The sequence below is a fragment of the Aureimonas populi genome (assembly GCF_017815515.1).
Lineage (GTDB): Bacteria > Pseudomonadota > Alphaproteobacteria > Rhizobiales > Rhizobiaceae > Aureimonas > Aureimonas populi.
The window spans coordinates 1495188-1507916 of the sequence record NZ_CP072611.1 but is presented as its reverse complement, the minus strand read 5'-3'; the positions used below and the strand labels follow the sequence as shown (position 1 = coordinate 1507916).

Annotated in this window: 11 protein-coding genes and 1 pseudogene; 5 read left to right on the top strand and 7 right to left on the bottom strand. The window is 62.7% G+C overall.

What is annotated here, in order from left to right; genetic code table 11:
* Positions 1 to 490: 490 nt before the first annotated feature.
* Positions 491 to 1942: an FAD-binding oxidoreductase gene (locus J7654_RS06945; protein WP_209739331.1), complete on the top strand. Its 1452-nt coding sequence runs from the start codon at positions 491 to 493 to the stop codon at positions 1940 to 1942.
* Here J7654_RS06945 and J7654_RS06940 read toward each other — a convergent pair.
* Genes J7654_RS06940 through J7654_RS06925 form a run of 4 tightly spaced genes read right to left on the bottom strand, consistent with a single transcriptional unit; the run spans position 1922 to position 5407 of the window.
* On the bottom strand, positions 1922 to 3079 hold the full coding sequence (locus J7654_RS06940; protein WP_209739329.1) for an alpha-hydroxy acid oxidase: 1158 nt from the start codon (positions 3077 to 3079) through the stop codon (positions 1922 to 1924). The two genes, J7654_RS06945 and J7654_RS06940, sit on opposite strands and share 21 nt — an antisense overlap.
* Before the next feature lie 3 nt (positions 3080 to 3082).
* Complete coding sequence (locus J7654_RS06935) at positions 3083 to 3979, bottom strand: dihydrodipicolinate synthase family protein (protein WP_209739327.1); 897 nt, start codon at positions 3977 to 3979, stop codon at positions 3083 to 3085.
* Between the two features lie 26 nt (positions 3980 to 4005).
* Complete coding sequence (locus tag J7654_RS06930; RefSeq protein ID WP_209739325.1) at positions 4006 to 4749, bottom strand: amino acid ABC transporter ATP-binding protein; 744 nt, start codon at positions 4747 to 4749, stop codon at positions 4006 to 4008.
* A gap of 10 nt (positions 4750 to 4759) precedes the next feature.
* Positions 4760 to 5407, bottom strand: a complete 648-nt coding sequence (locus J7654_RS06925; RefSeq protein WP_209739323.1) for an amino acid ABC transporter permease — start codon at positions 5405 to 5407, stop codon at positions 4760 to 4762.
* Positions 5408 to 5678: 271 nt separating this feature from the next.
* On the opposite strand from J7654_RS06925, the gene J7654_RS06920 reads away from it, so the two are divergent.
* On the top strand, positions 5679 to 6557 hold the full coding sequence (locus tag J7654_RS06920) for a transporter substrate-binding domain-containing protein (protein ID WP_209739321.1): 879 nt from the start codon (positions 5679 to 5681) through the stop codon (positions 6555 to 6557).
* Between the two features lie 56 nt (positions 6558 to 6613).
* Here the strand turns inward: J7654_RS06920 and J7654_RS06915 are convergent, their stop codons facing one another.
* Positions 6614 to 7381 (bottom strand): enoyl-CoA hydratase/isomerase family protein, encoded by a 768-nt coding sequence (locus tag J7654_RS06915; protein ID WP_245195700.1) that lies wholly within the window; start codon positions 7379 to 7381, stop codon positions 6614 to 6616.
* Positions 7382 to 7397: 16 nt separating this feature from the next.
* Positions 7398 to 8921, bottom strand: a complete 1524-nt coding sequence (locus tag J7654_RS06910; protein WP_209739319.1) for an AMP-binding protein — start codon at positions 8919 to 8921, stop codon at positions 7398 to 7400.
* Between the two features lie 135 nt (positions 8922 to 9056).
* On the opposite strand from J7654_RS06910, the gene J7654_RS06905 reads away from it, so the two are divergent.
* The 3 genes and pseudogenes from J7654_RS06905 (at position 9057) to J7654_RS06900 (ending at position 11167) form a co-directional block, all read left to right on the top strand.
* Complete coding sequence (locus J7654_RS06905) at positions 9057 to 9806, top strand: IclR family transcriptional regulator (RefSeq protein ID WP_209739318.1); 750 nt, start codon at positions 9057 to 9059, stop codon at positions 9804 to 9806.
* A 44-nt stretch (positions 9807 to 9850) separates the two neighbouring features.
* Positions 9851 to 9913, top strand: a pseudogene (locus J7654_RS18520) (hypothetical protein); the annotation flags it as partial.
* Between the two features lie 315 nt (positions 9914 to 10228).
* Positions 10229 to 11167 carry an acetamidase/formamidase family protein gene (locus J7654_RS06900; protein WP_245195699.1) on the top strand — a complete coding sequence of 313 codons (939 nt, stop codon included), beginning with the start codon at positions 10229 to 10231 and terminating at the stop codon, positions 11165 to 11167.
* A gap of 20 nt (positions 11168 to 11187) precedes the next feature.
* Here J7654_RS06900 and J7654_RS06895 read toward each other — a convergent pair whose 3' ends face one another.
* A complete protein-coding gene (locus J7654_RS06895; protein WP_209739315.1) occupies positions 11188 to 12687 on the bottom strand; it encodes an ABC transporter substrate-binding protein in 1500 nt (499 codons plus the stop codon).
* Positions 12688 to 12729: the final 42 nt, after the last annotated feature.

The following is a 12729-nucleotide window of genomic DNA, read 5'->3' as shown; positions in this document are numbered from 1 at the left end:
TGCACCTGCGGAGGCGGTCACCGCCTCCGCATCTTTCCATGGCAGCGATGCTCGCCTCGTCCACACGAAAGAAGCGTTCGCAGCCTGAAATCCAGGGTAGACGGCAAAGATGACATGATCCGGTGGATTTTGACGATCTCTATCGTTTATGCGCATCTCGGTAATCTCAATAACGCAGAAGGCCAACCCCTTGGCTGAGTTACCCCAGACGGCAGATCACCGACTTTGATGATTATTTCGGGATCACACTTTGCCGTTTCATCAGTTCAATATTTTGGTTGGTCGAATTTTTCCAAGTTTCGTATGCATCAAATCCGAGCCGCATGTTCAAGGCCGCATTCCATTTTGGAATGAGATCATGAAAGATATTCTATGGAGGCTTGTCGACATCGGCCAAAATGCCCGGTAACCGAGGATAGGGCAATGCTTGCTACCGCCAGCAGAACCTGTCGCGTTTCCGGGAAAATCCAATGCTTGATGCGGTTCGGACATGACAGTCGAAAATTTTCTGACCGCCCTGCGGGCAGCGGTCGGTGCCGGCAATGTCTGGACAGACCTCTCTGATCTCGCTCCCCTGTTGCAGGATTGGCGGGGGGATGTGAAGGGCGAGGCGCTCGCTGCCGTGTTTCCGCAGTCCTGCGAAGAAGTCTCGGCCGTACTGCGCATCGCGGCCGAAGCCAAGCGGCCGATCGTGCCGCAAGGGGGGAACACCGGTCTCTCCTACGGCGCAACGGCTCGGGATGCCGCGACGGGAATTGTGCTCGGGCTGCGCAGGATGCGGATGGTCCGCGAGATCGACCGCGCGTCGAACATCGTCACGGTCGAGGCCGGCCTTACCCTGGCCGAGCTGCATGAAGAGGTCGCGCGGGTGGAACGCCAGATGCCGCTGCGCCTCGGAAGCGAGGGAACGGCGCAGATCGGCGGCCTTGTGTCCACCAATGCCGGCGGCACCGGCGCGCTGCGCTACGGACCGATGCGCGACCTCGTCGCCGGGGTGGAAGTCGTGCTGCCGGACGGACGTATCTTCTCGGACCTTGCCGGACTGAAGAAGAACAACACGGGCTACGATCTGAAGCATCTCTTCATCGGCGCGGAGGGCACGCTCGGCGTCGTCACTGCGGCGGCGTTGCGCCTGCATCCGCTGGTGCGCTCGTCTGCCAGCGCCTGGCTCGCATTCGACGCGCTGCCGACGGCAGTCGAGATTCTGATGCGGCTGCAAGAGCGCTTCGACAGCGCCGTCCAGGCGGTCGAACTGCTGAACGCGGACCAGGTCGCCTTCGCCCTCCAGCATGTGCCGCGCACCCGTCTTCCCTTCGATCAGGTGCCCGCATGGTCGCTGATGATCGAACTCGGCAGCAGCGACCCGGCTAGCGACCTGAAGGGTGCCCTCGAGGAGTGGCTCATCACCCTCGTCGAGGACGATCTGGTCTCCGACGGATTCCTGTCGCAGAGCGTCGCGCAGGCTGAGGATATCTGGCACGTCCGCCATTCCGTGTCCGAGGCCAACCGCATCGCCGGCCACAGCCTCTCGCACGATGTCGCCGTGCGCCCCTCGCGCGTTCCCGAGCTGATCGAACGCGCCGGCGAAGCGGTCCGGACGATTCATCCCGAAGCCAGGATTCTGATCGTCTCTCATCTGGGAGACGGCAACGTGCATTTCATCGCTCACTTCGACCATGCCGCCTGGGCCTCCTTCGAGGATCCCGAGAGGATCACCGGCGAGGTGATGGACCGGGTCCACGACGTGACAGCGAGCCTTGGGGGCACGTTCTCGGCCGAGCACGGTATCGGCCGAAAGCTTGTTCGCTCGCTGGCCGAGCGCACCGCTCCCGAGCGGCTGTCGCTGATGCGCGAGGTGAAGCGGATGCTCGATCCCGAAAACCGAATGAACCCCGGCGCCCTCTTCTCGGCCGAGGCGAAGTCAACCGACCCATTGGCATGAGGAGAGCGCGCCGAGGTCGGGCGCGCCGGTGAAAGCCATGAAGGCGCGCAGTTCCTCTGCCAGCTGATCCAGCATGGTCACGACACCACCCTCTCCGTCTGCCGCCAACCCGTAAAGTGGAGCCCGACCGAGAAGGACCGCGTCCGCGCCTGCCGCCAGGAGCTTGGCCGCGTCCGATCCACGCTGAACACCACTGTCGGCAAGAATGGTGGCCGAAGTCCCGACAGCACGCCGAATGCCGGGCAGGACCTCCAGTGGCTGTGCAGCACTGTCGTGGTTTCGTCCACCATGCGAGGAAACCACGATGCCGTCGCATCCCTCTTCGAAAGCCTGCACGGCGTCACCGGCCGAAAGAATGCCCTTCAGAAGCAACCGGCCGCTCCATCTGCGGCGCAGTTCGGCGATAAACGCATTGTCCAGCACCATGTCGAGCGCGAAGCGCTCGTCGCGGATCGCAGCGGTCACAGCCTTTGCCACGCTGCCGGGATAGTGCCCATAGGAGGGCAGACCGCCTTGCGCGAGATATCGGCCCATCACTCCAACAGTCCAACGCGGGTGAAGCGCGAGGTCGAGACTTAAGGTAAGGGAAGGCTTCAGGGGCACGCCAAAGCCGTTGCGCGCATTGTGGACCTTCTTAGGCGAGCCCGGCGTATCGACGGTCAGCAAGAGCGTCTCCACGCCGCATCGCGCAATGCGGTCGAGGAGCTTCCAGGTCTGCGTGCGGTCCCGCCAGACATAGAGCTGGAACCAGAGCTCGGCTTGCGGCACCTGCCCTGCGATCGCCTCTATGGACGTCGAGGATTGGGTGGAGACGACGAAGGGCACTTGCGCGGCAGCAGCAGCCCGGGCCATGAGAACTTCGCCGTCGAACCGGACCAGGCCGGCAAGCGCGGTCGGGGCTATGATGAGGGGCGAGCGTCGTTGGTCGCCCAGATACCGCGCCGACAGATCGATCTGCGACACGGGCCTTAGAACATGCGGCACGACGCGACGGGCGTCGAACCCGCTCCGCAAGGCCACGAGTGCCTGCTCCCCCTCGGTCCCCCGGTCGATATACTCGAACAGAGCGCGGGGCAGAAAGGACTTGGCCCTGGCCCGCGCCTCTTCGAAGTCAAGGAACAGGGCACGCAATCCCATGGCTCAGTGCAGGCCCTCGGACCGCACCACGGCAACGGCCTTGGAGATCAGCGCGCGCGTGGCCTCGCCCGGCGCGGTCAGGGGAAGGCACTGGGGTCCGACGGGCTGTCCAAGTTCAGCCATCATCGCCTTCAGCGGACCGGGATTGACCTCGTTGAAGAGCGCGGCGAACACGGGCAGAAGCTTGCGGTGGAGACGGACACCTTCCGCGATGTGGCCGGCGGCCAGAAGTTCGTGGATTCTCGCCCAAGTCGTCGGCAGCATGGGAGCGCTGGCAAGAATGCCGCCTCGTGCTCCGTAAAGCATATGAACGGCATACATCATGTCGTCTCCCGAGAGGAGAGAGATGCATTCTCCAACCGCGACCGACAGGCGGTTGAAATAGTGGGCATCGGTATTGCAAATCTTGGCGCCGATCACCGTGCCGTCATCCGCAAGCGCCGCCAGCGTATCGACTGCCGTGACGAACTGCGTGCGCGAGGGCACATCGTAATAGACGATCGGCGCATCGACCTCAGCGCGGTAAGAGCGGAAATAGTCGATTACCCCCTGCTGCGAGGGCACCACATAGAAGGGCGTGACGACGAGAAGCGCGTCGGCGCCTGCCTCCTTGAAGGCGCGGCCAGCCTCCACCGCCTCTGCGCGGCCCGGCGACACGACCCCGGCCACTACGGGGACTTGTCCGCCCACGACCTTCACCGTCTCGCGAACGACCGAGACGCGCTGGGCGGTGCTCAACGCCGTATATTCGCCCGTGCCGCCCATCGGCGCGATGCCCTTGGCACCGCCTTCGAGATTAGCTTCCACGAGGGTGCGCAGCGTTGCGAGATCGACCTCGCCGTCTCGTGTCAGGGGTGTCGGAATAGCTGGCAGCATCCCGTGGAGATCTTCGGCTTTCATGCGCAAGGGTCCGGAAGTGGGCGTCGTCAGTGTTCAACGCGGGAGAGGAAGGAGCGGAGGCGGTCGGACTTCGGCTGACGCAGGACCTCGCCCGGCGCCCCCGTCTCGATGACATGACCGCCCTCCATGAAAATCACCTTGGAGGCGACGTTGCGGGCAAAGCCCATCTCGTGCGTGACCACGATCATCGTGGTTCCGTCGTTCGCCAGGCTTTGCATCACCTCCAGAACCTCTCCGACGAGTTCGGGATCGAGCGCGGAGGTCGGCTCGTCGAACAGCATCACTTTCGGGTCGAGCGCAAGCGCGCGGGCGATCGCTACCCGCTGGCCCTGGCCGCCGGATATCTGCGCGGGATAGAGATCGGCCTTCTCCGCAAGGCCCACGCGCGCCAACAGACGAGCCGCGAGTTCGCGGGACTCAGCCTTGTTTTTCAAACCGTTGAGGTAGGGACCTGAAGCGACGTTCTCGATCACGGTCATGTGCGGAAAGAGATTGAAGCTTTGGAAAACCATGCCTGTCCTTGCCCGGAAGGCCGCCTGATGGCGTTCCGGGACCCGCGACGACGGCGTGAAGGAGAGGCGCTTTCCCGCCACTTCTATATCGCCGGAAGTCGGTTGCTCAAGCAGGTTGAGGCAACGAAGCAAGGTCGACTTGCCGCAGCCCGAAGGGCCGATCAGAACGGCGACTTGTCCCTCGTCGACCGCGATATCGACACCCTTGAGGACCTCGATCTCTCCGAAAGTCTTGCGCAGTTGATGGATTTTAATCACGCCCGCCGCCTCAGTGCTTGATTTCGAAACGGCTCGCCAGAAGCGTCACCGGTGTCAGGATCACGAGATAAAGGAGCGCAGCGAAGGTGTAGACTTCGAGGGGCCGAAACGTGGACATCGTCAACGCACCTGCTGCGTACATGATGTCCGGCACGGCAACGACCGAGAGCAGCGACGTATTCTTCAGCTGCAGGATGGTTTGACTGACGATGGGAGGGATCATCCGCCGCGTGGCCTGCGGCAGGATGATGTGGCGCATCTTGGTTGCATAGGAGAAGCCCAGGACGGTGGAGGCCTCCCATTGTCCCTTCTCGATGGAGATCACACCGGCGCGGAAGATCTCGGCAGCGAAGGCCGACATGTAGAGTGTGAGCCCGAGCCCGGCGGCGAACCAGTCCGGCATTGTGAAGCCGGTTATCATCGGCAGCGCGTAGAAGAACCAGACGATTTGGACCAGCAGCGGCGTGCACCGGAAGACGTGGATGTACACGTGCACGATCTGCGCCAGGACGGGAATTCTCGCGACAAGGATCAGACCCAGAACCACCCCGAGCAGAAGTCCGGCCACCGATGTCACGGCCGCATAGACGATCGTCACCCCCATCGCGTTGAGCCATAGATTGGGGTCGACGACTACCGACCAGTCGAACTCGTACATTCGGACCTCCGTCGTTTGGCGGCCCATGGCCGATCACTGCCGTGGCGCGCCCGAATAGGGGGCCCATGGCGGGGAACCGCACCTAAGCCGAGCCAGGAGAAGAAATCCAGCATCAGGCCGCGATTTGCTATCAAAAAAGACGCAAAACTCTTGTTTTTAATCGCATACCGATAACATATAATTTTATACGGCTTTTTCTCTCAGAGAACGACTTTTTTTCGATCCATAGTGATGGATTGCACCGAAAGTTTGCCTCATGATGAGGCCTCCGATGGATCCGCTCACTCGCTCATCGATCACCGTGGAGACTGAAATGACCCGTAAGTGGACTTATGCGTTGACAGCCGTTGGCATCCTCGTGGCGACACCCGCCCTCAGCGAAGCTCTCTGGGATAAGATTGAAAGGACGGGTGAAGTGGTTTGCGGCGGCATTCACGCCTATAAGCCGACTTCCTTCTATACAGGCAGCGAGTTGCAGTACGAGGGCTATGGCCCGAACGTCTGCCGCCAGATGGTCGCCGACCTATCGGAGGAGATGGGCAAGCCGCTGACTGTACGGTGGCACGAGACGACCTGGCAAAGCGTGGTGCTGGACCTGCAGGCGGGCCGCATCGACATCTTCCCCGGCATGACGGCGACCGAAGAGCGCAAGAGGGCCCTCGATATGGCCGGCCCGCTCTACCGCATGACCGATTGCGTGCTCGCCGGGCGAAGCGCGGAAACGAAGGAGACCTGGGAGGAGTACAACAACTCCGACGTCACCTTCGCGATGGTTACCGGGACAGCGCAGACGCAGTTCATCACGCAGGACCTGCCGCAAGCGAACGTGATGACGCTGAAAGAAATGAACGAAGCCATCATGGCGATCCAGTCCGGGCGCGCCGACTTCGTGGTTCAGGAGCTTCCGATCTGCCTGCAGACCTTCTCTACGACGCCGCAGGTCTTTTCAGGCTACACGGTGCCGAAGCCCGAACACGGCATTCCGGCTGCCGCCGGACTGCGCAAGGATGGCGATGGCCGCCTGCGCGACTTTATCCAGGCTTGGGGCGAGCGCAAGCGGGCCGACCAGTCCATCGTTCCGCTTCTGATCGACGGCTTCCAGGCCGCCGGCATGGACACCGACTCCATCCCCGAAGGCATCGAGTTCTGATCCTTTCCGCATCGAAAAGGGGCGCCGGTCGAACCCGGCGCCCCTTTTTTTCGTCGTCAGTTCTTCTTGTTGAAGAACTTCGCCATCTCGGCCTGTGTCTCGCCGGCCTCAAAGGCCCTCCGATGAATCTGGCGAGCGAGTTCGAAGGTTTCATCGAACCCGGCCTGCGTCGCCGCGCAGATGCGCTGCTTGTTGAAGGCATAAGCGTGCTTGGGCTTGCCCGCCAGCATGCGCGCCAGTTCGAGCGCCCGCGGCAAAACCTCTTCGCGTCCCACGATCTCGTTGATCAGGCCGAGCCGATGGCTTTCTTCCGCCTCGAGGATACGGCCGGTCTGAATAAGATCGACAGCGCGCGCCAAACCCAGCATCTCACGCAGGATCCAGAACCCCGTTGCACTCGCAATGCCACTGTTGATCTCCGGCTGCCCCATCTTCGACAGCGCATGTCCGATGCGGAAGTCTGCCAGAAGCGACACCTGAAAGGCCGAGCCGGCCGCAATGCCGTTCAGTGCGACAACGAAGGGCTTATCGAAACGGCGGATCGCGTTGTAGAGCGTGCGCCACTCCTCGATCCATAGTTCCGCCCGGTCGGCATCGAAGGTCTTGCCTTCATTCAAATCCTGGCCGGCGCAGAACGCGCGATCGCCCGCTCCTGTGAGCACCACGGCCTCCACATCGGAAGCCTTCGACGCCTTCAGGATCGCCATCACGAGGTCGTCGCGCATCGGCTTGTCCCAAGCGTTCAGCCGGGACGGCTTGTTCAGGGTAATCACCAGGATGGATCCCTCCATCGTCTGGAGGATATGGTCCGGTTGCTGAGTCACGTCAGTTCAGTCTCCTTCAGGTTCGGGTCCAGTCGCCGGCCGGGGTCGGGTCGAGCTTGTGCTTCATGATCCGCTGGCTCGGCGTTCGTTCGAAAGCGGAGACGAAGGTGATGTGCCTGGGCAATTGGTGGGGAGCCAGACGCTCGCGGACCCAGTCGAAGATCTCGGTGCCGGTCAGTTCTCGGTCCGATGCGACCTGCACGAAGAGCTTGATGTCGGCCTCGCCGATCTCTGCCTTGACGGGAATGACCGCGCAGGCGGCAATCGCCTCATGCTGTTCGATGACGTGCTCGACCTCCCAGGCGGAGACGTTTTCGCCGCGTACGCGGATCGTCTCCTTCATGCGCCCGTGAAACTTCACGCGGCCTGCCCCGTCCATTTCCCCCAGGTCGCCCGTATGCAGCCGGCCGTCGCGCAGACATTCGCGCGTGGCCTCCGGCGAATTAAGATATCCCGAGAACAGTGCCGACGCGCCCTTGCCGATCGGTTTGACCACGATTTCCCCGCGAACGCCCGGCGGGCAGCGGGACCCGTCGGACGAAATGATCTGCACATCGAACCACGGCATGGCGCGGCCAACGAAACCCGGTAGCCCCTCGTCGTTGATCGTGGTGAGGCTGGAGGCCTCCGTCATGCCGTAGCATTCGACCATTTGCGTACCAAAGCGGCGCGAGAATGCGGTCCAGACCTCGGACGTGCATCCGCCGCCCCAGGCGACGGCAACGCTGTGATCGCGATCGCGGTCGCTCGGCGGCTGCTTCAGAAGCATCTGCAGGATGCCCCCCAGATGATGGATGCGCGTCGCCTGACATGCACGCACTTCGTCCCAGAACCGGGACGCGGAGAACCTCGGAGTGAGCGCCAGCGTCACCTGCCGTATGAGCGGCAGGATGATCATCTGGGCCCCGCCAATGTGGTTGAACGGCTCCCAGACATAAAGGACTTCCCCGGGATCGGCCTTCGCCGCAAGGGCTGCGGCTTCCGCCGCAAAGCGCATCATGGCGTGCGTCACCGGGACGGATTTCGGCCGGCCGGTCGTGCCGGACGTGAAACTGATCATCAAAATGTCGCACGGCCGCACCTCCACCGAAGGCAACGCGCCGTCTCCGAGGAGCGATGAAAGTCCGTCCGCCTCGTTGCGCAAGACCATCGGCATCTCGGGACGGGCCGCGGCGATCGTGTCGACGAATCTGCTCTCGGCAACGACCAAGCTGACATCGCTCTCGTTGAAGATGTAGGTCAGATTGGTCGGCAAAAGGCGCGTTCCTACCGGAACCCAGATCGCGCCCAGGCGTGCGATCGCGAGGATGAGGCAGAGGTGATCGGAATGCGTGTCCATCATGCACGCGACGCGGCCGCCCTTACCGACGCCCCGGGCAGCAAGCCCACGGGCAAGCGCTTCGGACCGCTCGACGATGCCAGCCAACGGATGCGAGACGAGCGCGCCCGATACGAACTCGCTTGCATAAATGCGTCCGGGGTCCGTCTTTACCCGTTCGGCGAGAAGATGCAGGAACCCCTCGCCCATCCATTCACTCACAATGAATCTCCTGGATATCGAAATGCAATAATGTTTATTGTATTTCGCTAACATGATATTATATTGATTTCATATAGCACAATTCAGATCGTGAACAGAGAGATATCTATGAGTGTGGATCGAACCGACCCTCTGATGGTCCGCGCAGTGGAAAAGGCATTCCGGGTCCTCACCACTTTCGACGCCACCTATCCGCGCCAGACCTTGACGCAGATCGCCGACCGGACGGGCCTCGATCGCTCGGCGGCCCAGCGCTTCATCCACACGCTGACCGCGCTGGGCTACCTGCGCAAAGACACTCGCACCAAGGCCTACGAGCTGACGCCGAAGGCGTTGAGCATGGCCTATCAGTACACGCGTTCGAGCCCTCTGGTGCTGCGAACGCATCCGTATCTATCGCACCTGAACCGAACGACCGAGGAGACAATCTCCCTGACTGTCCTCGACGACAGCGAGATCATCTACGTCTCGCGCTATCTCTCGCCCAATGTTCTGGACACCGACGTGAACGTGGGCAGCCGCCTGCCGGTCTATTGCACCGCGGGCGGGCTCTGCCTCCTGTCGGTGCTCGACGACGCGCAGGTGGACGACATCCTTGCCCGCGCCCATCTGCGCGCCTTCACATCCAAGACGATCTACAGCCTTGATGGAATCTGGCGGCAGCTTCGCCAGGTGCGTGAGCGCGGCTTCTCTATCGTTCAGGAGCAAATCTATTCCGGCGACATCTCGATCGCCTGCCCGGTCGTCTCGCCGGACTGCCAGACGATCGCGGCGGTCAGCCTGGGCACGTCGCGTTTCCGATACGAAGAGGACGTTATCATCCAGCGGTTCGTCCCCACGCTGCTCGCCGCCGCACGTTCGATGTCGCAGGCCCTTCAAAGCTAGAGCAAGCGTTTCGGTCGATAGTTCCCGATTGAATCGACTATGAAGTGACGGGTGCGCGTACTGTTGTTCTGGCCGCGAAGACCGGTGTCAGCGTGGGCTCGCTCTACCAGTATTTTCCGAACAAGGCGGCCATCCTCCGGCGACACGACGACGCATCCTCTCGAACGCCTAAGGCAGTTCGTTCATGCCTTCATCCTCTCGGAATGCGACGAGCGGCCATCCGTGTCGCGCTGGACGCTGCCGCCCCGCTTTATCGCGAGGGGTGGAGGCGGGCGCGTGCGAGACGTCGCCGTCCAGGCGGGGCGGTTCTCCTTCTCTTGTTCTCAAATCCCGCAGGAGGGCGTAGCAAAGGCCCGGCGCCTGCGCCGTTCGCGGCGAGCCCGTCATCCGCCGACGCGCCCTCGGCAAGACGAGAGAAGAACATGCCCCATCACCACCTTCGCGCCTCGTCCCGGTCCTGCGCCTGGGGCTATTTCGATCCGGAGCGGGAGGCGCGGCTGGTTGTCGACAGCGGAGAAACAGTCGTCATCGACACGGTATCGGGCGGACCCGAGGTACTTCCGGAGGGTGACTTCACGATCCCCGAGGAGCTTCTCGAAATCCACCGCAATTCCAGAATGGAAATGCCCGGCCATATCCTCACCGGGCCGGTCGCGGTGCGCGGCGCACGGCCGGGCGACGTTCTGGAGGTGAGAATCAAGGCCGTGGAGCTGCGGCAGGACTGGGGCTACAATGTCATCCGTCCGCTCGCCGGCACCCTGCCCTACGATTTCACCGAAAAGCGCCTGTTGAATATTCCCCTCGACCGGGAGGCGAATGTTGCGCGGCTGCCGTGGGGCCTTCGCCTGCCCCTCGCGCCGTTCTTCGGCGTCATGGGCGTGGCCCCGCCCGCCCATTGGGGCCGCATCTCCTCCATCATGCCGCGCGCCCATGCCGGCAACATCGACAACAAGGAGCTCGTAGCCGGGACGACGCTGTTCCTGCCCGTCTTCAACGAAGGCGCCCTGTTTTCCTGTGGCGACGGCCACGGGGCGCAAGGAGACGGCGAGGTCTGCATCACGGCGATCGAAACCGCGCTTCGTGGCACCTTCGAGTTTATCGTCCGACGCGACCTCGGCTACGCCTATCCGCGTGCGGAGACGCCCACCCACTACATCACCATGGGGATGGACCCCGATCTCGACCAATGCGCGGTCATGGCGCTTCGCGACATGCTCGATCTCATCCAGGAGAAGGGCGGCCTGTCACGACAGGATGCCTATACGCTTTGCAGCCTGGCCGGCGACCTGCGCATCACCCAGACCGTCAACGGCTGCAAGGGCGTCCACATGATGCTGGCCAAGTCGCTTCTCCAAGCCTGAGCACCGCCCGGACGGGCGCCTCAGTCGCGCCGGGACACGTTGCGCAGGCTGATCACGCCGGTCGGATTCGGCTCGAAGCCCTCGATGTTCGCGGCCAGCACATACGGGAACGGCTGGTGATAGACATATATGATCGGCAGCTCGTCCTGAAGGATCGCCTGCGCCTCGTCATACATCCGTTTGCGGGCGTCGAAGTCCGCCTCGATCTTGGCCCCGTTCAACAGGCGATCGACCGTTTCGTCGCAAAAGCCGGCGAAGTTCAGCCCTGCCTCGCAGGTGACGAACTGATGCAGGTTTCCGTCCGGATCGTAGCGGCCGGACCAACCGGTCTGCACCACGTCGAACTCGCCCGCCTGTGTCATCTGCAGCATGGAGGCGAACTCGACAGGCCGCAGCGACACGTCGAAGCCCACTTCGGCGACCATGGCCTGGACAAGTTCGGCGATCTGCTGGCCCGTCGTCGAATTGGCGAACAGAAGCTCGAAGGAGACGCGCTCGACGCCCGCCTCGGCCAGAAGCGCCCTGGCCGCTTCCACATCGCGCCCGATGACGGGAAGATCGGAATCGTGGAACGGGCTCTGCTCGCTGAACGGCTGCTGGGCCGGCTGGAAACTGCCCGCTCCCACGACATCGTTGATGACGTTGCGGTCGATGGCGAGCTGAAGCGCCTGGCGCACGCGCTTGTCGCCGGACAGGGGGCCGTCGGCGCGGGCGCCGTTGCCGACATTGATCGTGAGACCCTGATATCCGACGCTCGTCACGAGGGCGAGTTGCAGGCTGGGATCATCCCGAACGAGGGGGATGTCCGAAGGCGCGAGGCGCTCGATCATCTCCAGGTCGCCCGCGCGCAGATTGGCGAGGCGAACCGTCGTATCGGGGATGGGGTAGAAGGTGATGCGCTCGAAATGATAATCGTCGGCATTGCGATGATCGTCGAATTTCCGCAACGCGATTCGATAGTTCTGCTCTCGCTCGACGAACATGTAGGGCCCCGAGCAGACCGGGTTCAGCCCCACCGCGCCTTCGCCTTCGAAGACGGCGGGCGACATCATCATGCCGGCGCGATTGGAAAGCTGCGGCAGCAAGGTGGGGTCGGGCTGGCTCAAGGTGATGGTGAAGGAAAGGTCATCGACAACGTCGACGGACTCCACCGACTGCAACTCGCTGCGGCGCATGCTGTCGGGCAGCGTCATCGCGCGGTCGAGATTGGCCTTCACCGCCCTGGCATCGATCGGGCTTCCGTCGTGGAACATGAGATCGGGATGCAGCGCCATCGTAAGCTGCGTCTGATCGTCGTTCCAGGACCATCGGGCGGCCAGCTCAGGCTCAGGCTCGAGGTCGACGCCGACCGCAACGAGGCTGTCGCACAGGGATTCGAACACGATCTCGCCCACGAAGGTCCGCGAGCGGGCGGGATCGAGCACATCGACATCGTCCTGCAATCCAATTCGAAGATCCTGAGCCTGGACCGCCACGGTCATGGCAAGAAAAGACACGGACAGAAGGGCGTTCGTCTTCATGGCGGGGAGCTTTCGGATCTGAACAGGAGTCGTCGGCACGCG